This window comes from Candidatus Formimonas warabiya, assembly GCF_002777255.1.
Classification (GTDB): domain Bacteria; phylum Bacillota; class Dehalobacteriia; order Dehalobacteriales; family Dehalobacteriaceae; genus Formimonas; species Formimonas warabiya.
In genome coordinates, this window is the sequence record NZ_CP017634.1 from 2,207,008 (window position 1) to 2,230,486 (window position 23,479).

The window sequence follows — 23,479 nt, forward strand, 5'->3', positions numbered from 1 at the left end:
TGTCCACCTCCTTACATGAATTTTTCCGGATCGTCTTCTTTGTAATAGCCCAGGGGCGGTTTTTCTTCCGGGTCTACGGCCGCCTCATAGGGACCAAAGAGTTCATTGATATCTTTAATCAGTTTTCGGTTCAGTTCCATCAGGGGCAGGTTCATGGGACAGGCCCGCTCGCACTCGCCGCACTCAATGCACCGGTCCGCAATATGCATGGCCCGGGTTAAGCCAAAAAACTGGTTTTCCGCCCGGTTGTTCTGTTTTCCCTGCCAGCCCACCCGGTACTGGTCCACAAAGCACTCTTTGCAGTTGCAGGCGGGACAAACATTGCGGCAGGCATAGCAGCGGATGCATTTATCATACTGCTTCGCCCAGTATTCATATTTTTCGTCGGCAGATTTTTTCTCCAATTCGGTGACGGCATGAAACCGTTCCGGTTTGTCCTTTTCCGCCACTTTCTCGCCAATCATAACGTCAAATACCACGGGATTGGGATGGGTGCATTCCAGGCACTTTTTCGCCGTCTCTCCCGTATCCGGATCCTTCATGCCGCGGCACGGAATGCCGATCAAGTAGATATTTTCCCTTTTGATTTGCCCGTCCTGCAGCAGCCGGTTGACTGCCCGGGCATCACAGCCCCGCACAAAAAGGCCTATTTTGCCGTCCGGGAATTTATCATCAAGCAGGTATTTGGCTGTTCCCGCCAGGCAGTACTCATCCCAGACCAGGCGTTCTACATCTCCTGCAGAAGTAACAAAGGCAGGGGGAGACTGGTGGGGGAATCTGCCTTTTTCCCAACCGATCACATAGTGCACTTCCCCTTTTTCCAAGAGGTCTTTGGCAGTTTCACGCATTTTCGCGGTGATCTCGCTCATTTGGCATCCCTCAACTTCCTGTTCGGCCCAAGAGCCTTGATATCTTCGCAGAGACCGACCATGGTCTGTTTAAATTTTTCCGCTTCCGAACCAGAAATCCACCGGGCCTGGAAACGCTCCGGATCGACTCCGTTATATTCCAGGAACCTCTGCATGAGCAGGAAGCGGCGGCGTGTGAAGTAATTGCCACTAACATAGTGGCAGTCCCCCGGGTGTCAGCCGGCCACCAAAACGCCGTCTACGCCCCGTTGAAAGGCCCGCAGCACAAATTGGGGATTGACCCGCCCGGAACAGGGGACCCGTAAAACCCGCACGTTTTCCGGATACTTCATCCGGTTTAACCCGGCCAGATCGGCCCCGGCATAAGCACACCAGTTGCAGCAGAAAGCCAATATTTTCGGCTCCCAGTTGTTTTCTACAGACACAGCGCATCCACCTCCTCCAGAATCTGCGCATTGGTAAACCCTTGCAAGTCAATGGCGCCCGGACGGCAGGCAGCGGTACAGGCGCCGCAGCCCTGGCAAAGTCCCGTGTTCACAGACGCTACTTTTCTTTCCACCGTCTTGCCATGATCTCTTTCCTTAATGGTCTTCAACTCGATGGCTTTATACGGACAGCACGGCACGCACATGCCGCAGCCGGAGCACTTCTCTTCATTGACATGGCTGATCATAGGATCCGTTTCCATTTCGCTCTTGCTGAAGAGGCCGCACACTTTCACCGCGGCGGCGCTGGCCTGGGCCACCGTATCCGGAATATCCTTGGGCCCCTGGCAGGCCCCGGCTAAGAATACGCCGCCGGTATGGGTTTCCACCGGACGCAGTTTGGGATGTGCCTCCTGGAACCAACCGTCTTTATCAATGGAGAAACCTACCGTGCCGGCAATCTTATCATATCCTGCGGCAGGAACCATAGCCGTGGCCAGAACCACCAGGTCAGCCGCTACTGTCACAGGCTTGCCGATCAGGGTATCTTCGCCCTTACAGATCAGCTTATCTCCTTCCGGATAAATCTTAGACACACGTCCTCTCAGATAAACCGCCCCGTCCTCTAAAGTCCGGTTGTAGAATTCGTCATAGGCCTTTCCGGGCGTCCTCACATCCATATAGAAGACATAAGCCTGGGAATCAGGGATCTTATCCAACACCTGGTGAGCATGTTTTGCCGTATACATGCAGCAGGCTCTGGAGCAATATTCTTTCCCCTTCTGGGTATCTCTGGACCCGACACATTTAATAAACACTACGGTTTTCGGTTCCTTGCCGTCAGAGGGGCGCACGATCTTTCCGCCCGTAGGTCCGGCGGCATTGGACATCCGTTCGAAATGCAGGCCGGAAATCACGTCAGGATACTTCCCGTATCCGTATTCCCCATAAGCCTGCTCCCATTCAAACAGATCAAAACCGGTGGCCATAACAATGGCGCCAAAGGCTTCCGTAATGATCTCATCCTGGTCTTCGTAATTGATCGCTCCGGTGGGGCAAACTTTGGCGCACACGCCGCACTTGCCGCTCACCAGTTTCCGGCAGTGTACCGGATCAATCACCGGTTTGTTGGGTACCGCTTGGGCAAATGGTTTGTAGATACAGGGCCGTTTGCCCAGCCCTAAATCATATTCACTGGCCACTTTGGTGGGACACTTGGTTTCGCAAAGCCCGCAGCCGGTGCATTTGGTATAGTCTACATATTTGGCTTTTTTTCTGATTTTTACTTCGAAGTTGCCGATATAGCCGCCCACTTCTTCTACCTCGGAATAGGTCAAAACCTCAATATTCGGATGCTGCGCCGCAGCAACCATCTTCGGCGTGCTAATTCAGGCAGAGCAGTCCAAAGTGGGGAAAGTTTTGTCCAGCATGGCCATTTTCCCGCCGATGGTTGCCTCTCTTTCTACCAGCGTAACTTGGTGGCCCGCATCTGCAATATCTAAAGCGGCCTGCATGCCGGCAATACCGCCGCCGATCACCAAGGCCCGTTTGGTCACCGGAATGGTGGAAGTAAACAGTTCTTGGTTCCTGGCCACCTTGGCCACTGCCATTCTCACCAGATCAATGGCCTTTGCCGTCGCTTTTTCCTTATCCGTGTGCACCCATGAGCACTGTTCCCGTAAATTGGCCATTTCAAATAAATACGGGTTTAACCCGGCACCGGCCAATGTTTTCCGGAAAGTAGGCTCGTGCATTCTCGGCGTACAGGAAGCCACCACCACCCGGTTCAGCTGATGGGTCTGGATCGCTTCCTTAATTACCGCCTGGCCCGGTTCGGAACACATATATTTATAGTCCATGGCAAAGACCACATTGGGCATGGCCTTCGCCGCTTCCGCCACTTTTTCCACATCCACGGTAGCGGAAATATTCGTACCGCAGTGACAAATAAAAACCCCTACACGTCTCATGCGCCTTCCCTCCTTGCTCGACCAAATACATCCTGGATCAGTTTTTCCGCGGCCACAAAATGTCGCGGCAAGCCCACCTCTTTGGGCGCACAGCCGAAAGCCAGAGCCATCAATTCCGTGAAGTAATAAATGGGGATTTGGAAATTGGTGCCCATTTTAGCATTGATCTGCTTCTGCCGCATATCCAGATTCAACATACACAAAGGACAGGCAGTGGCAATGGCCTCGGCCCCGTTTAGCTGGGCGTTTCTTAAAATATCGTGAATCATTTTCTTGCCCACAGCCGGTTTGGCCACCACATGGCCCGCCCCGCAGCATTCGGTTTTATAAGCCCAGTCCACCGGCTCCGCCCCCAAGGCAGCCATAATATGGTCCATCACCATGGGATTTTCCGGATCATCACTTTGGGCAATCTTCGCGGGACGAACGAGCAGGCACCCGTAATAGGAGGCGATCTTCATCCCGGTTAAGGGCTTGGACACCTGGGCCTGAATTTTTTCCAATCCCACCCTTTTCCCTAAAACGTCTAAAAAGGAGATCACCTCATCTTTGGCCTGGTAGTCCATTTCAATAATATTGCTGATCCTTTTTTGCATCTCCTGAGACTTTCTCACCGCTTCCGCCGCGGCCTTAAACCTGAGAAAACAGGCCGCACAGGGAACCGCCACATCGCCCAATCCTTCCTTTTCCGCCAGGGCCAAATTCCGGGCGGGCAAAGCCAGGGACAGCATATGATCGGTAAGGTGGGCAGCTGATGCTCCGCAGCAGTTCCAATCAGGCATCTCCACCAATTCTACCCCTAATTTCTTGGCCACCAGCTTGTTGGATAAGCCGAATTCAATGCCGGTAGAGCTTAAGGAACACCCGGGAAAATAAGCATATCTCACTTATGCTCCCTCCCTTCCAGACACTTTTGAAAGATTTTCTTCACAGACCGCATATCCTTGGTCCTTTCGGGCATGATATGGGCCTTTCCTGTTAAAAATAAATGGGGAACAGAATCCACATCCTGAAAAAGCTTACCGGAGCGCAGGTTGTACAAGGCACTGAGAATTACTTCCGGTGACTTGCCAAACATTTTTAAATTCTGCAGGAAAATGTCGTTAAACAGGTTGATCTCTCTTTCTTTGACAATTCCTTTTTTCTTGGCCGTCTGGCGCACCGTCTCCATTAATGCGGCCAAGTCCACATCTCTGGGACACCGGGTGCTGCACGTTTGACAAGTCGCACACAGCCAGATGGTCCGGGACTGCAGGGCTTCTTCCAGCATGCCCAGCTGGAGCAGTCGAATGATTTGCCGGGGCGTTTTATCCATGGCAAAAGCTACCGGGCAGCCGGCAGAACACTTTCCGCACTGATAACAATCCGTGATGTTGACGCCTGCTTCTTGTTGAATCCTTTTGATTTCGTCCCGGTTCCGCGCGGCGGCGCTCGTCAGTTCAATTCCCTCCATACTTACCCCCTCTTTCCTTAAAATAATATTCCTGAAGCTTTTTGCTACCGAATATATATCCATACCAAACTTGAACAAACATCATCAGATGGGAGCATCCTATTAATGACTTATTCGATCGATTCTCATGGAATTCCTACGTGAAATTTTATTACCAATGTTTATTTTTTTTACATTTCTCATAAAAAAATTTAATCGTCCTACATTGTGCATTTTATCACATATTCCCGTCCTGCTACAACATCTTTTCTTGATTCCCACAGATAACCAGTCCATTATGGGTTCAGGATGGGGTAATGCGCAGTACCATGCTAAACTACTTTGATCAAGCGTCAATATAACTGCGTGCAGCCGGCTCGCTTTGAAAAACGACGAGTAGTTTTTACTTGTCGCTTTGGCATTTTTGATATTTATTGTTTTTCAGATAATCAATATATTCAATCGCCCATACTTGGAGCGCATCCAAAACAGGTTGGAAATGATCGCCCAACTCGCTCAGCGAATACTCCACCCTGGGCGGAATCTGGCTGTAGACCCTTCTGTTGATCAGGCCGTTCTCTTCCATCATGCGCAGCTGCTTTGTCAGAGTAGCCTGCGTCAAATTGGGCAGCACTCTTTGCAGTTCATTAAAACGCATTGTTTTGATGCTCAAGTGGTACATAATGAGCAACGTCCATTTCCCTGTAAGCAATTTTTGCGCCGTCACATAGGGGCAAATCCCGAATAAATCCTCTTGCATAATTTCTCCTTTAGTATCTATTAGATACTTACTATGATAAAAAATCGTACTTGAATATTATATCGTGCTATGATGTAATAATATAGAAAAAAGGACGGGAAGTCAATCCCGAAAAGAAACGGAGGAAGTATTCATGGAAGAAGTTTATGCGTTTTTGAAAAAGTGCGAAACTTATTATCTCGCCACCATGGACGGTGACCAGCCAAGAGTTCGTCCTTTTGGCACGGTGAATATCTTTGAGAACAAGCTTTACATACAAACGGGCAAGGTCAAAAATGTGTCAAAACAGATGCAGGCGAATCCGAAAATTGAACTTAGCGGCATGGCAGACGGCAAGTGGATTCGCGTGGAAGCGGTTGCGGTCGAGGATGACAGAGTGGAAGCAAGGCAGCATATGCTGGACGCCTATCCTTCCTTGCAGGGCATGTATGCGGCTGACGACGGCAACGCCCAGGTTCTTTATCTCAAGGATGCCACAGCAACCATCTCCTCTTTCACAGAGGCGCCTAAGGTGATCAAGTTCTGATTTGCTCTCTAAAATATGACTCCTCTAGAACAGCAAATCCCCATTTCTCCGGGCAGGCTGGTACCACACCAGCCTGCCTCTTTTTGCCGAACTATAATTAAAATCATTCTACTTAATTTCCCGTTCGGAAAGACTGTGAGACAGAAAAATTTTTATGTCTAAGGCAACTTTTGATGGAACCATATCGGCCTTTTATTCGTCATGTAGAGTGAGAAAAGTGCCCAGTTCCATGATCATCCGATTTTTCCTTCCGCTTTTACTGCTGCCGGATCTGGATTACAGCGACAAAGATTTGAAGATCATTTTAAGGCACGAACTGAGCCATTATCAACGAAAAGAGGCAAAAAGACCATGAAGGAACGGTTTGCGAATATTTTTGACAGGAGTAAAAGGCGCAAGGGCGTGATCACCTTATGCGCCCTCATTGTGGCCATAGGAATTACCGGGGCATCCGTGGCTTACAGTGGGAACGACGGCGGCGGGGAAAAGAGAATTGACAATATTGCCCTTCTCCATGCGGGAAACTGGTATGGACTTGAAGGGAATCAATTTGTCATATCCTATGGCACGAAGAAAACCGCCGTGGTGCCGCTTACGCCGGATACCGAGGATCAGTCGGTATATTTGGCAGACAAGGCCGTCTACATATCGGATGAAGTGACGGCCGTAGCCTATGGCGGACATAATAAAGAGTACCGGGGTCAGGTACCGCCTGTTTCCGTCCTGATCAGCAAGGACCAGGGGCAAACCTGGAACAGCTACACCGTTACGGACCCGAAAACGGTTGATTATGAAACGAAATATCTGGGCTTTACAACCCCAAATGAAGGCTGGCTGCTGCTCGCCGGAGGCGCTGCCATGGGGCATCAAAATAACAGGATCTTTGTGACGTCGGACGGGGGAAAGACTTGGTCCGAAACCGGCAATACCAGCGACACTTATGCACGCGTCGTTACCGGGGCGGGTTTTGCCGACGAAAACACCGGTTTTGTTTCCTTCCGTTATGACGCCGATCCTAATCCGGTGGTCTACCGCACGGAAAACAAGGGAAAAACATGGACAAAATGTGCTCTTGAAATACCGGACTCCTTTAAAAATATTGCCACCTACGCCACAGCCTTATCTCCTGTCTTCGACGGCGCGAAAGGCGTTCTGCCGGTAACCTTCCGTAAAAATGAAGGGAACGGGAATCCTGTGGATGTCACCGTGCAATATGAAACCTCGGACGCTGGGAAAACATGGACATTTCATGAAAAATACAATCTCGCTCTTATCTGGGCGGACGCTTGGGCCACAAGAGACGGCAGAGCACGCTACGAGATTATGAGCAGCCAAATGCAGAACGGGTTCCGGGCGCAGCAGCTTTCTCCGGACAATTTTGTCATCCGCTGGTCCAGCCCATGGGTGGTCAGCTACCAGGTAGCTCTGGACGGCACACAGGCCGTCGTTACCTATTGGTACACAGACTCCTCGACCAGCAAGTATCGGGGCGTGGAGCGCCTCACTTTTGGGGAGGAAAACGGGCGGCCGGTGGTCACGGCGTGCAAAACGGAAATCGAAATGGAGGAATATACCGACACCACAGATTGGAAAAGGGTTGATACGGGGTTGTACGCTTTTTCAATTCCCGATGATTGGGAGGCCGTCGCCTTAGCGGACAGCACCGTCAGCTTTACGAAAGGCGGTGAAGAACTGGGAACGCTGATGCGTTTGGGCTATGATGCGTCGCGCGCCCTCTCCCAGTTTGAGGGGAATCATGCAAACACGCTTAGCACGGAACCCCTTGAAGGCTACCCGTATGCCGCGACAAAGGTGATCATCCGGCGTAGCCAACCCGCAGCGGCCCATGACGATTCCTATGTGGACGAAGTGCATATTTATCTGATCCCCGAAAAAAGCAGATTTGCCTATGATTTGTGCTTTGACTCGTCTCTTGTCCATGGAGAAGCGGCTGAAATAGCCAAAAGCGCCCTGATCTATACGGACCGGATGCAGATTCAGGACCTAGCCAGGAAATGGGGCGAAGCGTTCAAAAACCGGGACGGCAAAGCACAGTACGATTTGATGAACCCGGACCTCCAAAAGAAAGTATATGAAGACTATCAAGAACGCGACTGGGTTACGGGTCAGTTAAGCCCATGGGTAGACGGCTTTACGGTACAACCCGGCGATGATACAGCTGTGCTTACCTACGCTTACATGACCCTGGACGGTTTTGCGGGCTACTATTTTCAGACCCTATCCTTTGCCCTGGAAAAGGGACAGTTCATGATTTCCGGCTACACCGAACCAAAACAGGTTAACGGTCAAAGGGAGGGCACTGTCCTTGCCTATCTGGATAGCGGCAAAACATGGCTGTCGGCAGCTTCTTTGCACGGGGAAATGTTTTCCGATATCACGCTTTCCATAAACGACAAAACAAAGCGTTTTCCCTGGAAGACCTATAAGGCGCCCGCCTTCTTGCCGGAGCTGGGCTATGCGGATGTAAACGGCGACGGACAGAAGGAGCTGATCGTTATTTTGTGCAAAGGCGAAGGCACCGGTACGCTGGTGGAGGAAATACATGTCTTAAATGGGGAGGATCTATCCGAAATTGCCGTTCAAAGCCCGCTGAGCGCACTGGAGAAACGGGTGGTATCAAAAATTGATCAAAGCGGTGTAAAAATCACCATTGACAATCAAAAAACCCTTGTATTCCCTGAAAAAGATATTACAGCCAAAGTCGCGGAGAAAAAAAGCTGGTTTGACACGCTGGGGACCGGCTCCATCATTGATTATTCCATCCAAGGGGGTGATGTCACCGTGAGAGTTGGCGCACAGCTTTCACCTGCCGGCTTTTTAGGTGACTTTAACCTGACTTATGCATATCAGAATCATCAAATGAAAGTAAATGGGATCCGTTTTTCCCCAGGCATATGAACCACCGGTGCGGCAATCTCCTTTTGATCATGGGACAAGTATAAATACTGGCAGGAATTCATACGTGCCTGCACGCTGGAAGTGTTGTCACACCGGTAAATCCAAGTGATCAATTCTTTGGTAGGCATGAATCAAAAAATAATGTATATCACCAATGCTACCGCCAGCAAAGCCGCTTCCGGAACCACTAACAGCCTGATTACCTTATTTAGGTTTGCCTTAAAATAATTCACTGTCAAAGTTAGACAAAGGTGTACCGGCGTGAGCATCTGTCCGGTGAATCCGGCAATAAATAGCAGCACTGCCGTGCGCAAGTCAAAACTGGCACCCATTGCGGCCAGGGCAATAGGAAAACCGATGCCCACAATCGCCACCATATGGCCGGTCATCAAGGCAACCAGAAAATTAATCGCCATAAAAATAAAATAGGATGGGACGGGCAGTTTATCCAATAGCAAGGGCAGCCCGGCTACGGCATCTGTATCTTCTAAAACTTGCTTAAAAATCATCACGGTGAATACCAGAATAATGGTCTTTAATTTAAGATCCGGAAAAAGCGCCCAGATTTTTACCGGTGTATACCGGTGATAAATGAGAAGGGCGACGATGACGATGCCCACAGCCAGCCAAACTTCTGTCTGCACCGCCAGCACCAGAAATACCACAACAAATAAAGGAAGAGCGCTCAGCACCAGTTCCCGCGCTATTTTAGAGCGTTCCCCGTTTTCGCTCCTTACCTCTTTCTGCACCGGAATTTTTTTTAAAATAGGAATACCCATGACTACCACCAGGGCACCAAAAGGAATTAATGCTAAAATCAGATGTTGAATCGGGATTCCCGAAAGCTGGGCAATTAACAAAATGCTGGGATAGATAGGCAGAAAATATTCCGTGACATGGCGATAATAGAAGTTAATAAAGCTTTTCTGTTCCGGCGTGATCGTAAGATCTTTCGCGGCGTGTTCCACAAGGGGCGCGGAAAAAATCGCGCCTCCTGCCGAGGGCATCAGGCCGATAAAGGAAGGCAAAAGAGCCATCACGACCCGCCGGTTCGGCACAACTGCCTGCAGCGCCAACAACATCCGATTCAGGTACCCTTCTTTTCTTAAAAGTACTTCCAATATCATAATCAGTATGAGAATAACGACCAGCTCAATGGTGACAGGGTTTATCACCCCATGCCAAACCATCATGAAAAAATCAAGCAGCCCGGTACGGTAGATGAATGCCAGTACCACTGAACAGATAAGCATGACGTAACTCACAGGTAAATGCCGCCAGATCAGAAATACCATCAATAAAAATGTACTGATCAGTTTAAACCCTTCCATCTATTTGCCCCCCTTCCCATTCACTTATTAACCCGCCTGACTTGGGGTAGCTGTTATTCCCGCCTGTATGCCGGCATTTAATGCTTTCATGTTCAGTTCTTCCGTGCCGGCAGGAATCCGGGCTAAAACGGCTTTCTTCAGAGCCCCTTCCGACACCACATGGGTGATGCCCATAATTACGCCCAGAGCAACAATATTTGCCGTCATTTCCCGGCCTGTTTCTTTTTTGGCCAGGCCCGTAATGGGAACCGGATAGTATTTTCCTCGATGGGCTCCTTTTAGCTCTTTTACCAGGGTGGAATCAATAATGATGATCGTCTCCTCCTTGATCTGACCCGAGTATTTTTCATAGGCCGCCTGGGACATGGCTAAAAAAATATCCGCATCCCCCACTTTGGGATAAAAAATAGCCTCCGTAGAGATGATCACTTCCGCCTTGCTTGCCCCCCCTCTTGCTTCCGGCCCGTAACTTTGGGACTGCACGGCATTGTACCCGTCCACCACTGCCGCGCTGGCGAGAATAATTCCGCCCAGAATTAATCCCTGTCCCCCCGTACCGCTCAGTCTGAGATCCCATTTTTGCTGCATTTATTTTTCTCCTTTCTGGACAGCATCCATCAGCCTGTCGTATGCCGCCGTGTATTCCGGGGCCTCTGTTTGATAGAGTGCTCCGATGAGGAATTTGCCCTGATAATCTGCCGGATTCATTTTTGCTGCTGTCTTTACATGGACGGCGTTTTCTTTTTCCCATTTTAACATGTCCAGGGAGGTTCCCATTTTGTTCCGTCTGCCGTAACTGACGGGACACTGGGAGACTGCCTCAATGACCGAGAAACCTTTGTGTTGGGCGCCGGCGACAATGAGATCGGTTAACTGCTTGGCGTGATAGGTTGTGCCCCGGGCCACAAATGTAGCACCGGCCCCTTTGGTCAGCGCGCAGAGATCAAAGTTACGTTCCATCATTCCGTAAGGAGCGGTCGTTGCCTTTTTTCCTGTAGGGGTAAGAGGGGAGTACTGGCCTCCGGTCATGCCATAAATATTATTGTTGATGATAATGGCCGTGAGGTCGATATTGCGCCGGCAGGCATGGATGAGATGATTGCCGCCGATGGCCGTGGCGTCTCCGTCCCCCATAAAAACAAAGACCTGTAATCGAGGTTCGGCCAGCTTTACCCCGGTGGCAAATGCCAATGCCCGTCCGTGGGTAGTGTGCAAGGTGTTGAAGTTTAAATAGGTGGTGGCCCGGGAAGAGCAGCCGATTCCTGAGACGATGATTGTCTCATCCTGGTTCATCTCCATTTCTTCCATGGCCCGGGCAAAAGCCCCCAGGACAATGCCGTTGCCGCAGCCCGGACACCAGATATGGGGCAGACGGTCTTGCCGAAAGTATTTTTCATAGGCCCCCTGCATTTAAAATACCCCCTTTATTCCGGCGATAATTTCTTCAGGGGTGACCAATTCCCCGTCTACCTTGTTTACGCCTACTACGGGGCAAGCACCGGCCACAATCCGTTCTACTTCCCTTTTCAATTGTCCCAGGTTCATTTCCGGTACGATCATCGCTTTTACCCCCAGGGCGATTTTTTTCAGTTCTGCCTCCGGGAAGGGCCAGATGGTAATAGGCCTGAACACCCCTACCTTGTATCCTTTACTATTTAAACGTTTCATCGCTTCTTTCGCGGACCGGGCCCCGCTGCCATAGGCTACCAGCACCACATCGGCTTCCTCTACATGGTCACTTTCCCATGCCAGAATTTCCGCCAAATGGCGATCAATTTTGGCCATCAAGCGTCGGTTCATGCGATCTACTTCCGCGGTCGCCATCGTCGCATATCCGCTTTCGTTATGGGTCAATCCGGTGACATGATATCGATACCCTGTGCCAAAGGGAGCCAGGACAGGAATGTGGTCTGCCTCGGCACTGTATGATACATATTCCCCTGCGCCTATTTCCGTTTTCTTGCGGTCAACTATTTCTAAGTCCTTTACTTCATCAAAATTAATCGGCTCTCTCAGGTGCCCGATCACTTCATCCATTAAAAAAATCACCGGTGTCATATATTTTTCCGCTAGATTCACGCACTTCACGGCTAGGGTATAACACTCCTTCACGGAAGATGGAGAAAGAACAATCACGGGGTGATCCCCATGGGTCCCCCATCTGGCCTGCAGCACATCCCCCTGGGCCGGACTGGTGGGAAGACCTGTCGACGGGCCGCCCCGCATTACATTCACGACCACGCAGGGGACCTCGGCGATACAAGCATAGCCCAGATTCTCCTGTTTCAAAGAGAAGCCGGGACCGCTGGTGGCCGTGAGCACTTTTTTACCGGTTAAGCTGGCCCCGATAATCACCGCCATCCCGGCGATTTCGTCTTCCATCTGAATAAATTTCCCGCCCAGCTTCGGAAGCTCCTTTGCCATCACTTCCGCAATTTCCGTGGAGGGAGTAATGGGATAGCCGCCAAAAAAGCGCACCCCTGCGGCCAAGGCGCCCAAAGCACAGGCCTCGTTTCCTTGGATCACTTCAATTCCTGTTTTCTTGGTCATGCTTCTGCCACCTCCAGGCAAAAATCAGGGCAATGGAACTGGCACATCTTACAGCCGGTGCACGAGTCCATATGATCAATCACTGCTTTGCCTAAATAATTTTCTGTAAAAACACCTTTGGGGCAGAGCCCGATACAGATCCCGCAGGCTTTGCAATAACGATCCGTGAGATGAACGATATATTTTTTTTCCATATTTTCCTCCCCGCAAACGAAACTTAATTGAGACAGGAGCAATGTGCAGAATAACGCCACAATGATCAATTGCAGCGTTATCTTGTTGAACATGAAACAATTCTTCCGCCTCTTGATGCTTTATCCCATGCTACTCAGAGAGCTCATTTTTCTTTTCTGATGCGCCAAAAGAAAATTACCCCAGGGCGCTGAAACGGGTATCTATTTCTTTGAGAAAATCTTTCGTCTGCACCACTTTTTTATCCGGAGACTCTGAAAGTTGGGCTAGATCTTTCGTCATCACCCCTTCTTCAATGGTTTTGATGGCCGCTTTTTCCAGTTTGTGCCCAAAATCCACCAGCTCATGAATGCCGTCTAATTCCCCCCGTTTCTTTAATGCGCCCGTCCAGGCAAACAAAGTTGCCATGGAATTTGTCGACGTTTCTTTCCCCGCCAGATACTGGTAATAATGCCGGGTCACCGTTCCGTGCGCAGCCTCATATTCAAAGTAGCCGTCAGGGGATACTAAGACAGAGGTCATCATGGCCAAACTGCCGAAGGCAGAAGCCACCATATCCGACATCACATCTCCATCATAATTTTTACATGCCCAGACGATTCCTCCCTCAGAGCGCATGACCCGGGCCACCACATCGTCAATTAAGGTATAGAAATAATCAATTTTCGCCGCGGTAAATTTCTCCTGGTACTCATGCTCAAAAATCTCTTGGAAGATATCTTTAAACCGGTGGTCATATGTTTTGGAAATGGTATCCTTGGTGGCAAACCAGAGATCCATTTTTTGGTCAAGGGCAAAATTGAAACAGGATCTGGCGAAACTCACAATTGATTGATCGATATTATGCATCCCCATCAGCACTCCGGGACCCTTAAAATCAAAAATAGTTTCCTTAGATACTTCACCATTTTCAGCTGTAAATACCAGCTCTGCTTTTCCGGCTCCCGGCACCCGCATTTCCACACTCTTATAAAGATCCCCATAGGCATGCCTGGCAATGGAGATCGGTTTGGTCCACGGTTTTACAAAAGGCCTGATACTGTTGACAATGATGGGGGTGCGGAAGACAGTGCCGTCCAGAATGGATCTGATCGTAGCATTCGAACTTTTCCACATTTGCTTCAGGTGATACTCCTGAACCCTTTGGGCGTTAGGCGTAATCGTGGCACATTTCACGGCAACGCCATGTTTTTTTGTGGCCAGCGCAGCGTCTATGGTAATCCGGTCATTGGTTTCATCCCGATTTTTTAAGCCCAGGTCGTAATACTCCGTTTTTAAATCAATGTAAGGATTCAGCAAGATCTCTTTAATCGCGTGCCAGATGATCCGGGTCATCTCGTCGCCATCCATCTCCACTAAAGGTGTTTTCATTTGAATCTTCTTGTTCATACGACTACCCCCTCTAAAAATTTATCCTCGTCATCCATTCTTCCGGGAAAAATACATCGCCTTACCTATTTTGTTTTTTCATCCAGTTCAGGGTGCCGCCTCCGGAAAGGATCTTTCTCTGCCTGGCCGTGAGCAGTAATTTTACGGAAAATTCTTTTCCTGAGGTCAGATTGCGCACATTTAATTCTTCCGCACCATTTTCGACGGCAGCTTTCATCCCTTTCACGTCCAGTTGATCCCCTTGGGCAATGGTTTCATAGATCTTGGGATCGGCTAAAAGGAGGGGCACAATACCGAAATTCACCAGGTTATCACCGTGAATTCTCGCCATAGACTTGGCAATAACCGCTTTCACCCCCAGATACATGGGAGCTAAAGCAGCATGTTCCCTGCTGGAGCCTTGACCATAATTGTCGCCGCCCAAAATAATGCCGCCGCCTTTTTCTTTGGCCCGGCCGGGAAAAGTGGGATCGACCGGCTCAAATACGTGCTCAGCCATGGCCGGAATATTCGACCGCAGGGGAAGGATCTTGGCACCGGCCGGCATAATCTGATCCGTGGTAATGTTGTCCCCTACTTTCAAAAGCACTTCACCCTGAAGATCATCCGCCATCTCCTCCTGCACCGGCAAAGCTTTAATATTGGGTCCCCGCCGGATTTCCCTCTGATCAAAGGCAGGGAAAATAAACATGCTGTCATCAACGGCAAATCTTTCCGGTAAGGCCACAGACACCGGTTCCCCCATACCGGCGGGATCGGTTATCACTCCTGTAATGGCACTAACAGCAGCAGTTTCCGGACTGACAAGATAAACCTGGGCATCCTTCGTTCCCGTCCGTCCTTTAAAGTTTCGATTAATGGTTCTTAGGGAAACCCCTGCCGATTTAGGCGATTGCCCCATGCCAATACAAGGACCGCAGGCGCATTCCAAAACCCGGGCCCCAGATCTGATGATCTCGGCCAAACTGCCGTTATCCGCCAACATTTGAAATACCTGTCTGGAGCCACAGGCCAGAACCAGACTGACATCCGGATCAACTTTCTTCCCTTTGAGTATTTGCGCTGCCTTCATCAGATCCAAATAGGAAGAGTTGGTGCAGCTGCCGATTACCACCTGGTTAATCTTCATCCCAGCCAGTTCTTGAACGGTCTTCACATGATCCGGGCTATGGGGACAGGCCGCCAGGGGCTGCAACTCGTTCAAGGGAATGACCAATTCCTGATCATAGACGGCGTCCTCATCCTCAGACAGCGGCTTCCAGGCTTCTTCCCGATCTTGCGCTTTTAAGAATTCCCGGGTTATTTCATCACTGGGGAAAAGGGAAGAGGTGGCTCCGGTTTCGGCGCCCATATTCGTAATGGTGGCTCTTTCCGGCACGCTGAGCGTTTTTACCCCGTCACCGCTATATTCCAATACGGCTTTAAGTCCGCCCTTCACGGAAAGCCTTTTCAGCACTTCCAAAACAATATCCTTTGCACTGGCCCAAGGGGACAGTTGACCGGTCAGTTTAATGTTGATAATTTTAGGCATGGTCAGATAAAAGGGACCGCCCCCCATGGCTACAGCTACATCCAGGCCGCCTACCCCGATGGCCAGCATGCCTACACCACCTGCGGTCGGGGTATGGCTGTCCGCCCCTAAGAGGGTTTTTCCCGGTTCCGCAAAACGTTCCAAATTTACCTGGTGGCAAATACCGTTTCCCGGCCGGGAATAAATTACCCCAATGTTGGACGCGACATCCTGCAGGAAAACATGATCGTCAGGGCTCTCAAAACCCGTCTGTAAAGTATTATGGTCTACATAGATCATACTTTTTTCTGTCTTTACCTGGGAAATACCCATTGCCTCAAACTGGAGAAAGGCCATGGTGCCGGTGGCATCCTGGACTAAAGTGTGATCAACTTTGATGCCGATTTCTTCACCTGCTTTCATTTCTCCGCTCACCAAATGTTCTTGAATAATTTTTTGTGTGACTGTTAAACCCATGGAAGCACCTCCTACAATTTTTCATCGGGTTCCTGCACCAACGATTTCATTTCACCTGACACATGGAGTAAAAGAATCTCTCTCTCTGAATGAAGAACTTGCTTCAAGCAGAGAGTTTTTGGGAATGGGGATCCACGATTCCCATTTCTTTCACGCCTGGTAATCTTTGCACTGTTCCCTTTATCTCAGGGGACATGACGATATCGGATACGGTCTCCCGGGACATGAGACGGAACCATTGAATCGCCCGGCTTAAGAGCTTGCGCCCGAAATGATAGGCAAAATTAAGATCGATCACATAGGCAAAGATGATATGCACCAGTATGAATGCCGCCATCATTTCCCCAGAAATGGTATCTGCCCAGAACCAGCGGATGATGCCGGTTACGCCCAGCACCGTCATAGTGAGGAAAATAATCAGGTACCAATATTTTTGTCCTGAATTATACTCACCCTGAAAGGGATGCTTCTCTTTAGAAAACACACTGCGGATCGCCTGTTTCCACCAGGCAAGATCTTTACGGCCAAAAGAAAATACCGCTTTCATCATGCGATTAAAATGGTACCGGTCAAAGAAAAAGAATAAAAAAGGAGAAGACAGCCAGATCACCGCTCCGCACTTATGAGCCATACTGACCAGCATGTAAAAGAAGTCATTCCAGTCCCGGCCAAAGTGGTTCATGGCAATGCCTGTGGCCGCCAGTAATAGATAACCGATGGCCATCCACCAGTGGACCAGTTTTTCCGTCAAGCGGTGCCTTGTGGCCACTATTTTCAGCTTCCCGTCCACCTGGGGGCAAGCCTGCACACAGCGATAACAACGGAGGCATTCCTCATCCACAATTTGCTCCAGCTGCAAGGATGTTCTTTCCGTCTGGAGGTCCACGCGTCTCCGCTCCCTCAAAACCACCGGACAGGCGTCCACACAGTTGCCGCAGGCGATACAGGCCTTTTGCCCGGCTACCTCGTCACCGCCCTCCAAAAGGTTATTGGGGGAAATCCCGCTGGAGAGCAAACGAAACTTGGCCACCGGAGACCAGGGGGTATCGAGAATGGCATGAATCAGCTCTCGGTTTTGTGATAAGGTTTTTAAACCCGGCACGATAGATCACCCTCTCTCAGTTCATACTCGCTCCGTTAGCACTTCTCACCTTCACTTCCTCCCGGGTATAATCGGGTAAGAGGATGGGAGAAATCAATCCATTATGGATGCCCAGGTCCTTCAATTGCTGATGGTACTTTTTGACATGCTGCAGGGACGGCGCTCCTACTTGGGCGCTTTTGATATAGGTCACCGCACTGTGCGCGCTCCGATGACCAAAGACAAAGATATCTAATAAAGAGTTTCCGCCTAAACGGTTGATCCCCTGTACCCCACCGGAACACTCGCCCGCGGCATAAAGGCCGGGTACCTTTGTTCGCGCTTCCGGATCAATTTCCACGCCTCCGTTTTGGTAGTGCTGGGTAGGGAAAATCAAGATCGGTTCTTCCCGCACATTGATGCCGTATTCATGGAACCGGTGCACAATGCCGGCAAACATGCGGTCTAATTTGCCCGCATCACCCCGAATATTGATCAGCGGTGTATCCAGCCAGATGCCTGCTCTGCCGGTAGGGGTGGGAATCCCGTTTCCTCTGCCCTGCACCTCCCGCAGGATACCGGAGGACACGGTGTCCCTCGTTTCCAGTTCGTTAATAAACCTTTCTCCTTTCACATTCACCAGTTGGGCCCCATTGCCGCGGCAAGCCTCGGTGATCAGCTGTCCCAGCATCTGCTCCGGCCACATGGCACCGGTGGGGTGGAATTGAATGTTCCCCATATGGAGCAGATTTGCTCCCGCCCGGTAAGCAATTACCAGCCCGTCGGCAGTGGCGCCGTAATGGTTGGTCGTGGGAAAATCGCAGGGATGCAGGCGGCCGATGCCGCCGGTAGCCAGAATCACAGCTTTTGCTTTCACCACCAGATATTCCCCGGTCTCCATATTCTGCAATAAGGCGCCCGTACATTTCCCCTCTTCATCCAGCAATAATTCCACTGCCGGCGTATACTCTAAGAGGGGGATTTTTTGATTGCGGAATTCATCCCGGATCACGCGCATAAATTCCAAGCCGCTTAAATCTTTGCAGGAATGGACTCTTCTTCTCTGATGCCCCCCGGCAAAGGAGACGACAAAATCCCCGTTATCCTTGGTATCAAACATGCATCCCAAGTCTTTCAGCCACTCTACCATCAAAGGGGCATCATGCACCAGGGTGCTGACTACATCCCTTTTGTTTTTAAAACGTCCCCCACCCATGGTATCCAGGAAGTGACGGTCCAGGGAGTCATTAGCCTGGGTAGCGGCGGCAATGCCCCCTTCTGCCATGACGGTATTGGAATCACCGATCCTGAGCTTGGTAGCCATCAAAACCCGGGCTCCCTTTTCCTGAGCAATCAAAGCAGCGGATACGCCCCCTCCCCCGGCGCCAATCACTAAAATATCCACATCATAGTCGATCTGGTTCAGATTCACCTGATCCGGGTCGACACAACTTCTGCCTTCCAGGAGATCCACCAGCTTATTGGTGAGTTTTTCCCCTTTGTTTGGTCCGATCCGTACTTCTTTAATGCTATCGGGCCGGTAATCGGGATGCCATTCATGGAGCAGCGCCTCCCGCTCGGCAAACGGCATGCGGGGAATCTCTTGACTGAGCCGAAAAGACCGGGTTTGTTCTAATTTCTTTATGGATTCTTGCATCATCATCGGATAGCCTGACATGTTCCTCCCCCTTTACAGCTTCTCAAATTCTCTTTGATCATATTTTTTCTTCATTTCTTCTTCCGATAGGCCGGCTAGCGCGTGCACCTCTCTATCAAACTTACCTGCCCGAACATCTTTGTTGCGCTCAATAATCTGTTGCGGCTTGGGCCGGACACTTTTGGAAAAATACCTGCGCACAAATAGGGCAATATGATAAGGAACCAGTTCACCTGTACACCGGGAAGCACATAAACCGCACATAATGCAATCAAAAGAAAGTTCCGCCGCTTTTTTCCAATCGCCCCGAAGAGCTGCCCCAATATAATCAATTGGTTTCAGATCTTGGGGACAGGCTTTGCTGCATGCACCGCAGCCTACGCATTTTTTGATTTCCGGATACAATTCCAGCAGATCCTGCGCCGGTCGATCAATTTTTCCCAAATCATAGATGGCTTTTTGGGTCGGGAAAAAGGGAATCTGGGTCAGATACATGCCGGGGACGATTCTTTCCTGGCAGGCCAATCCCACATAAATTTTGTAGTCCCCCGGCACCCGGTAAAAGGTGCCGCAGGCCCCGCAAAACCCGCCCCGGCACCCGCAGCCCCGGGTAAACTTATATCCGATCCACTCCATAGCCGTCATAATGGTTAAACCGTCCGGTACCTGATAACTCCTTCCCATCACGTTGATCTCAATCAATCCTTCTCCCATTGTCCTACCTCCCTAGTTAAAATCAAAAACCGACAGCCTCCTGCTATTCATCAGACTTTTTCTTGGGTGGTGTTTCCAGCCGGATAGAAGCGACCTTCCCTTTCGACACATAAACTTGGCCGTCCATCAAACGCCGGGCTGTTCTTGCCAAGGCCGCCTTGCGTAGAAGGATACTTTCCTGCACTTCTTCCACATCTACTTCCACTTCCAGTTTGCCGGAAGGATGACCAATCCGAATCTGATTCTGACCCCGGGCTTCCTGGGACAGCAAATCATAAACCACAGTGCCGGGAATCTTGGCAGCAGTACCAGTGCAGACGGCACCGGTAACGGCATAAGCCTTATGAGGCTTCTGCATGGACATCATTCGTCCTACAATATCGATTTCATCTTCTTTGATCATTCTGCCGTCGGAAGCAGGATAAGTCTGAGCTTTCGCGACAAAGCAGACCTTCGGTATCGCCGGGCTCACAGCCTTGGCATTTCTCCAATCATCCACCCGGCCGATTTTCACGGCAAAAATACCCCGGATTTCTTCCAGAGTATCCGTCAACTTGGGATTAGCATTCACCTCATCCGGCAGTTCTGTGCCCCTGATCCCCAGTTCCTCTGCGCCCACAAAAATCACCGGGTTAGCTGAATCCACAAAAGAAACGTGGAACTTTCCCTGGCTGGTATCAATGAGGTCTCTGGCCTTACCCGTAGGCAGCAGCTTTCCTGTCACCGAACCGGCTGAATCAAGGAAGTTGAGCACAATTCTGGCCCCTGTGCCCGGCACCCCGTCAATAGGAAAGTCCCCTTCCACCTTCGGTTTGCCGTTTTCCACAGGCACTTCCGCCACGATGATCTTTTTTGTGTTGGTATTAAATATGCGCACCGGGGTCACCGGCTCCACCGCCGGAACCAAACCTTCATCAATCGCGTAGGGACCTACTGCTGAGGAGATATTGCCGCAGTTTCCCGAGTAATCGATCGTGGCATTGAACAGGCTGACTTGCCCAAAGGTATAATCCACATCAGCGTCCTCCCGCGCCGACTTTCCGATAATGGCCATTTTGCTGGTGAGGGAGTCGGCGCCGCCCATGCCGTCAATTTGCCTGGGATCCGGGCTCCCGTAAGCGGCAAGGATGGTCCGATCCCTCTCATCCGGATCCTTCGGCAGGTTTTCCGGCCGGAAAATCAAAGCCTTGCTAGTTCCCCCCCGATAAATAGTCACAGGAATATGCACCATCTCACTCATGATAAAGCCTCCTTTTAAGTTAAATAAAAAAAGACAACCAGTTATTTTTTAACTGGTTGTCTAATAGTTTTAACGTTTGATTTCCTCAAACGATCACATATAGAACAGTTAACCCGATTCTTTTTTCCCTTCAATCTGTAGCCGGCATTCGTCTGCTCAATACCAGGATCGCATACGAAACGGTTACATGCCTCTATACTTATTATATTCCCGATAGAGGTCCTTTAATGAAGCAATGATCGCATTTTTTGCCGCACCATGATAGGTATCCATAATCTCGGAGATGAGGATATCTACCCCATCCGCCAGGCAAAACCCCACTAAGCAATGGTGCACAATATCATTTGCTAAATCCGTAATTAATGTACACTGCGCATTCACAATGACCCCATACTTCCTGTCAATCTCTACCACAACGGCGAGATGATCGAAAGGGCCTTTTGCCGCCATGCCCTGGGGTAATGCGGCATGACCAGCCAAAAATACTGTCCGCGCTCTTATCTGCTCTCCCCCCTCATTCCTCATTTATTTTCCTTTTCTGGCTTTATCCCACATCATTTTATTCTACATAAAACCATGATTCCCTTTTTATGGATCTCCTAAACCACACCGATCCGACATCTTACCACAAACCAAGAAGTTTCCAATAGGGCAAGCCAATCACCAAAAGGGCGATGGTACCCGCTATGGCCAGCAGCCCTCCCAATTTCCACCATACGCCGCTGTCCGCCACGTAGCCCGTTCCCGCCAAAATAGGCCCTACGGCATTGGTGTAGGGGGCCAGGGTGGAACCGTAAGAAAGGGACAAAGACAACAAGAGCGTGGTCGCCATGGGATCAATCTTTGCCGCCAGTGCCATGGCAAAGAGCACCGGGTAAAAAGAAGCCGCGAAGGCTGCTGTGGAAGCAAACAGATATCTGGGCAAGATGCTCAGAATCGTCAGGACCGTCAGGACCAACAGGGGATTTAACCCGGCCAGGGGTAAGACTTTGCCCATCACATCCGCCAACCACTCAAAAAATTTGGCGTCTGACAGGGTAGCCGCAATCCCCAAAACGCCGGCATACCAAATGAAGGTGGTCCAGGCTCCTTTATTCCCCGCCAAGGATTCCCACTTCACCGCACCAAAAAGCAGGCACAGGGAAACAAAGGAAATGGCTACAATCGTGGTATCAATTTTGGTAATGCTGGTCGTGGCCCACCCAAGAATCGCCATCAGAAAAAAGAAGGCCAAATACTTTTCCTCTTTTGTCATGGGTCCTAATTCTTGAAGCCCTTGGGTGGCAATAGCCTTGCTTTCCGGAATCGCCTTTAATTCCGGGGGATATACTTTGTACACCAGCCAAGGCATCAGGAAAAAGACGAGCAGGCAGGGCACAGCCGCGGCGAGAAACCACAAAGCCCAGCTTACCTCAATGTTTAGGATGGAGACGGCAAAGGCCAATACCACAGCATTGGAAGCCCCGGCAGTGATAAACATGGCATGGCTTGTCAGGCTGTTTTGATACTCCAGGGCGGTGAGATAAGCGCCGATTTTTTTCGCGGTCGGCCCCGGCACAGAGCCCAAAGCCACAGCCAGGCTTTTAAAAATGGGATAAACAATGCCGCCGGACCGGGCGGTATTGGATGGGGTGGCCGGGCTGACAATTAAGTCGCTCAGGGCCATACAATAACCAATGGCCAGGGATGATTTGCCAAAACGTTTCAATAAGAGATAAGAAATTCTTTTGCCTAAATTGGTATCGACAAAAGCCTGCCCAATTAAAAAGGCGGAAAAAACCAGCCAGGCCGTTCTATTAGAAAAACCACTCAAGGCTATTTTATAATCACTAAACACAATCCCTGCAATGGAACACGCCGCCAGCAACACCACCGGCTCCGGAAAAGGCTTGAAGATAACGCCCAGTATCGCCCCGGCATAAATCGCAAATATATGCCAGGCTTCCGGGGTCAGGCCGGGGGGAGCATCCACAAACCAGATCAGGATGGGCAGGCCAAATACTAAAACCACTTTCCACCATTTGCTTCTCAAGGTGGTAACGACCGGCCCGCTGCCCTTTTGCAGCGTAACTTCTGACTGTTGACTCACTAGCAAACACTTCCTTCCCAAAGAGATAATTTTGGTACCTGCACAGTAAGGTTGCTATTTTGTCCTCGGCTTAACTGATGCTAGACATTCGTGGGTCAATTCTCAAAGTTAGGGCTCCATTTACATACCCGCTCACCCCTTCCCTAGCAAAAATAAAGCCGGCAATCAGAATAAGCATAGATTTTCCTCTTCTTACTCCGGCTGCCGGCTTAATGCCTTTTCTTTTCCCTTCGCTAGTTGGGAGATCAGGGCAAAAACAGCAAAGATCCGCCATCCCATTCGCTGGTTCATTACCTCCTCTACCCCTTCCTTTTGTTGGGGCGGAGGTACATCAGCAAATTATTTCTT

At 50.1% G+C, this 23,479-nt stretch carries 21 protein-coding genes; 2 read left to right on the forward strand and 19 right to left on the reverse strand.

Annotation, left to right across the window (positions count from 1 at the left end; translation table 11 throughout):
* Nucleotides 1-11: 11 nt before the first annotated feature.
* The 6 genes from DCMF_RS10330 to DCMF_RS10355 form a co-directional block, all read right to left on the reverse strand.
* Nucleotides 12-869, reverse strand: a complete 858-nt coding sequence (locus tag DCMF_RS10330) for a 4Fe-4S dicluster domain-containing protein (protein WP_148134355.1) — start codon at nt 867-869, stop codon at nt 12-14.
* Nucleotides 866-1,294, reverse strand: a complete 429-nt coding sequence (locus DCMF_RS10335; RefSeq protein WP_214659252.1) for a hydrogenase iron-sulfur subunit — start codon at nt 1,292-1,294, stop codon at nt 866-868. Before DCMF_RS10335 ends, DCMF_RS10330 begins: the two co-directional genes overlap by 4 nt.
* Entirely contained in the window at nt 1,285-3,264 is a 1,980-nt protein-coding gene (locus DCMF_RS10340) for a CoB--CoM heterodisulfide reductase iron-sulfur subunit A family protein (protein WP_148134356.1), read from the reverse strand. The genes DCMF_RS10335 and DCMF_RS10340 overlap by 10 nt, the downstream gene beginning before the upstream one ends.
* Nucleotides 3,261-4,151 carry a CoB--CoM heterodisulfide reductase iron-sulfur subunit B family protein gene (locus DCMF_RS10345; RefSeq protein ID WP_148134357.1) on the reverse strand — a complete coding sequence of 297 codons (891 nt, stop codon included), beginning with the start codon at nt 4,149-4,151 and terminating at the stop codon, nt 3,261-3,263. The genes DCMF_RS10340 and DCMF_RS10345 overlap by 4 nt, the downstream gene beginning before the upstream one ends.
* Nucleotides 4,148-4,717 (reverse strand): 4Fe-4S dicluster domain-containing protein, encoded by a 570-nt coding sequence (locus tag DCMF_RS10350; RefSeq protein ID WP_214659253.1) that lies wholly within the window; start codon nt 4,715-4,717, stop codon nt 4,148-4,150. Before DCMF_RS10350 ends, DCMF_RS10345 begins: the two co-directional genes overlap by 4 nt.
* A gap of 382 nt (nt 4,718-5,099) precedes the next feature.
* Nucleotides 5,100-5,456, reverse strand: coding sequence for a winged helix-turn-helix transcriptional regulator (locus DCMF_RS10355; protein WP_148134359.1), 357 nt, complete (start codon nt 5,454-5,456; stop codon nt 5,100-5,102).
* A gap of 133 nt (nt 5,457-5,589) precedes the next feature.
* Between DCMF_RS10355 and DCMF_RS10360 the strand changes: the two genes are divergently transcribed.
* Complete coding sequence (locus DCMF_RS10360) at nt 5,590-5,982, forward strand: pyridoxamine 5'-phosphate oxidase family protein (RefSeq protein ID WP_148134360.1); 393 nt, start codon at nt 5,590-5,592, stop codon at nt 5,980-5,982.
* A 351-nt stretch (nt 5,983-6,333) separates the two neighbouring features.
* Nucleotides 6,334-8,901: a WD40/YVTN/BNR-like repeat-containing protein gene (locus tag DCMF_RS10370; protein ID WP_148134362.1), complete on the forward strand. Its 2,568-nt coding sequence runs from the start codon at nt 6,334-6,336 to the stop codon at nt 8,899-8,901.
* Nucleotides 8,902-9,032: 131 nt separating this feature from the next.
* On the opposite strand, the gene DCMF_RS10375 is transcribed toward DCMF_RS10370, so the two are convergent.
* The 13 genes from DCMF_RS10375 to DCMF_RS10435 form a co-directional block, all read right to left on the reverse strand.
* Nucleotides 9,033-10,232: a DUF401 family protein gene (locus DCMF_RS10375; protein WP_148134363.1), complete on the reverse strand. Its 1,200-nt coding sequence runs from the start codon at nt 10,230-10,232 to the stop codon at nt 9,033-9,035.
* Nucleotides 10,233-10,259: 27 nt separating this feature from the next.
* A complete protein-coding gene (locus tag DCMF_RS10380) occupies nt 10,260-10,820 on the reverse strand; it encodes a 2-oxoacid:acceptor oxidoreductase family protein (RefSeq protein ID WP_148134364.1) in 561 nt (186 codons plus the stop codon).
* Nucleotides 10,821-11,642 carry a 2-oxoacid:ferredoxin oxidoreductase subunit beta gene (locus DCMF_RS10385; protein WP_148134365.1) on the reverse strand — a complete coding sequence of 274 codons (822 nt, stop codon included), beginning with the start codon at nt 11,640-11,642 and terminating at the stop codon, nt 10,821-10,823.
* A complete protein-coding gene (locus tag DCMF_RS10390) occupies nt 11,643-12,782 on the reverse strand; it encodes a 2-oxoacid:acceptor oxidoreductase subunit alpha (protein WP_148134366.1) in 1,140 nt (379 codons plus the stop codon).
* The gene (locus DCMF_RS10395) at nt 12,779-13,069 is read right to left on the reverse strand and encodes a 4Fe-4S dicluster domain-containing protein (protein ID WP_148134367.1); all 291 of its coding nucleotides are present in this window, start codon (nt 13,067-13,069) and stop codon (nt 12,779-12,781) included. Before DCMF_RS10395 ends, DCMF_RS10390 begins: the two co-directional genes overlap by 4 nt.
* An 82-nt stretch (nt 13,070-13,151) precedes the next feature.
* Nucleotides 13,152-14,363, reverse strand: a complete 1,212-nt coding sequence (locus tag DCMF_RS10400) for an NADP-dependent isocitrate dehydrogenase (protein WP_148134368.1) — start codon at nt 14,361-14,363, stop codon at nt 13,152-13,154.
* 61 nt (nt 14,364-14,424) lie between these two features.
* Nucleotides 14,425-16,350, reverse strand: coding sequence for an aconitate hydratase (locus DCMF_RS10405; RefSeq protein WP_148134369.1), 1,926 nt, complete (start codon nt 16,348-16,350; stop codon nt 14,425-14,427).
* A 103-nt stretch (nt 16,351-16,453) separates the two neighbouring features.
* Nucleotides 16,454-17,452 carry a cytochrome b/b6 domain-containing protein gene (locus DCMF_RS10410; RefSeq protein WP_148134370.1) on the reverse strand — a complete coding sequence of 333 codons (999 nt, stop codon included), beginning with the start codon at nt 17,450-17,452 and terminating at the stop codon, nt 16,454-16,456.
* Nucleotides 17,453-17,468: 16 nt separating this feature from the next.
* Nucleotides 17,469-19,109 (reverse strand): FAD-binding protein, encoded by a 1,641-nt coding sequence (locus tag DCMF_RS10415; RefSeq protein WP_148134371.1) that lies wholly within the window; start codon nt 19,107-19,109, stop codon nt 17,469-17,471.
* A 12-nt stretch (nt 19,110-19,121) separates the two neighbouring features.
* Nucleotides 19,122-19,802 carry a 4Fe-4S dicluster domain-containing protein gene (locus DCMF_RS10420; protein ID WP_148134372.1) on the reverse strand — a complete coding sequence of 227 codons (681 nt, stop codon included), beginning with the start codon at nt 19,800-19,802 and terminating at the stop codon, nt 19,122-19,124.
* A gap of 43 nt (nt 19,803-19,845) precedes the next feature.
* A complete protein-coding gene (locus tag DCMF_RS10425) occupies nt 19,846-21,042 on the reverse strand; it encodes a 2-methylaconitate cis-trans isomerase PrpF family protein (protein WP_148134373.1) in 1,197 nt (398 codons plus the stop codon).
* A gap of 183 nt (nt 21,043-21,225) precedes the next feature.
* On the reverse strand, nt 21,226-21,567 hold the full coding sequence (locus tag DCMF_RS10430; protein WP_148134374.1) for a DUF3870 domain-containing protein: 342 nt from the start codon (nt 21,565-21,567) through the stop codon (nt 21,226-21,228).
* 97 nt (nt 21,568-21,664) lie between these two features.
* The gene (locus DCMF_RS10435) at nt 21,665-23,131 is read right to left on the reverse strand and encodes a DASS family sodium-coupled anion symporter (protein WP_214659254.1); all 1,467 of its coding nucleotides are present in this window, start codon (nt 23,129-23,131) and stop codon (nt 21,665-21,667) included.
* Nucleotides 23,132-23,479 lie beyond the last annotated feature (348 nt).

Coding starts and splice junctions, on each gene's coding strand:
- DCMF_RS10330 (WP_148134355.1), bottom strand. CDS start 869: ATGAGCGAGATCACCGCGAAAATGCGTGAAACTGCCAAAGACCTCTTG.
- DCMF_RS10350 (WP_214659253.1), bottom strand. CDS start 4,717: ATGGAGGGAATTGAACTGACGAGCGCCGCCGCGCGGAACCGGGACGAA.
- DCMF_RS10355 (WP_148134359.1), bottom strand. CDS start 5,456: ATGCAAGAGGATTTATTCGGGATTTGCCCCTATGTGACGGCGCAAAAA.
- DCMF_RS10360 (WP_148134360.1), top strand. CDS start 5,590: ATGGAAGAAGTTTATGCGTTTTTGAAAAAGTGCGAAACTTATTATCTC.
- DCMF_RS10370 (WP_148134362.1), top strand. CDS start 6,334: ATGAAGGAACGGTTTGCGAATATTTTTGACAGGAGTAAAAGGCGCAAG.
- DCMF_RS10375 (WP_148134363.1), bottom strand. CDS start 10,232: ATGGAAGGGTTTAAACTGATCAGTACATTTTTATTGATGGTATTTCTG.
- DCMF_RS10380 (WP_148134364.1), bottom strand. CDS start 10,820: ATGCAGCAAAAATGGGATCTCAGACTGAGCGGTACGGGGGGACAGGGA.
- DCMF_RS10385 (WP_148134365.1), bottom strand. CDS start 11,642: ATGCAGGGGGCCTATGAAAAATACTTTCGGCAAGACCGTCTGCCCCAT.
- DCMF_RS10390 (WP_148134366.1), bottom strand. CDS start 12,782: ATGACCAAGAAAACAGGAATTGAAGTGATCCAAGGAAACGAGGCCTGT.
- DCMF_RS10395 (WP_148134367.1), bottom strand. CDS start 13,069: ATGTTCAACAAGATAACGCTGCAATTGATCATTGTGGCGTTATTCTGC.
- DCMF_RS10400 (WP_148134368.1), bottom strand. CDS start 14,363: ATGAACAAGAAGATTCAAATGAAAACACCTTTAGTGGAGATGGATGGC.
- DCMF_RS10405 (WP_148134369.1), bottom strand. CDS start 16,350: ATGGGTTTAACAGTCACACAAAAAATTATTCAAGAACATTTGGTGAGC.
- DCMF_RS10415 (WP_148134371.1), bottom strand. CDS start 19,109: ATGTCAGGCTATCCGATGATGATGCAAGAATCCATAAAGAAATTAGAA.
- DCMF_RS10420 (WP_148134372.1), bottom strand. CDS start 19,802: ATGGGAGAAGGATTGATTGAGATCAACGTGATGGGAAGGAGTTATCAG.
- DCMF_RS10425 (WP_148134373.1), bottom strand. CDS start 21,042: ATGAGTGAGATGGTGCATATTCCTGTGACTATTTATCGGGGGGGAACT.
- DCMF_RS10430 (WP_148134374.1), bottom strand. CDS start 21,567: ATGAGGAATGAGGGGGGAGAGCAGATAAGAGCGCGGACAGTATTTTTG.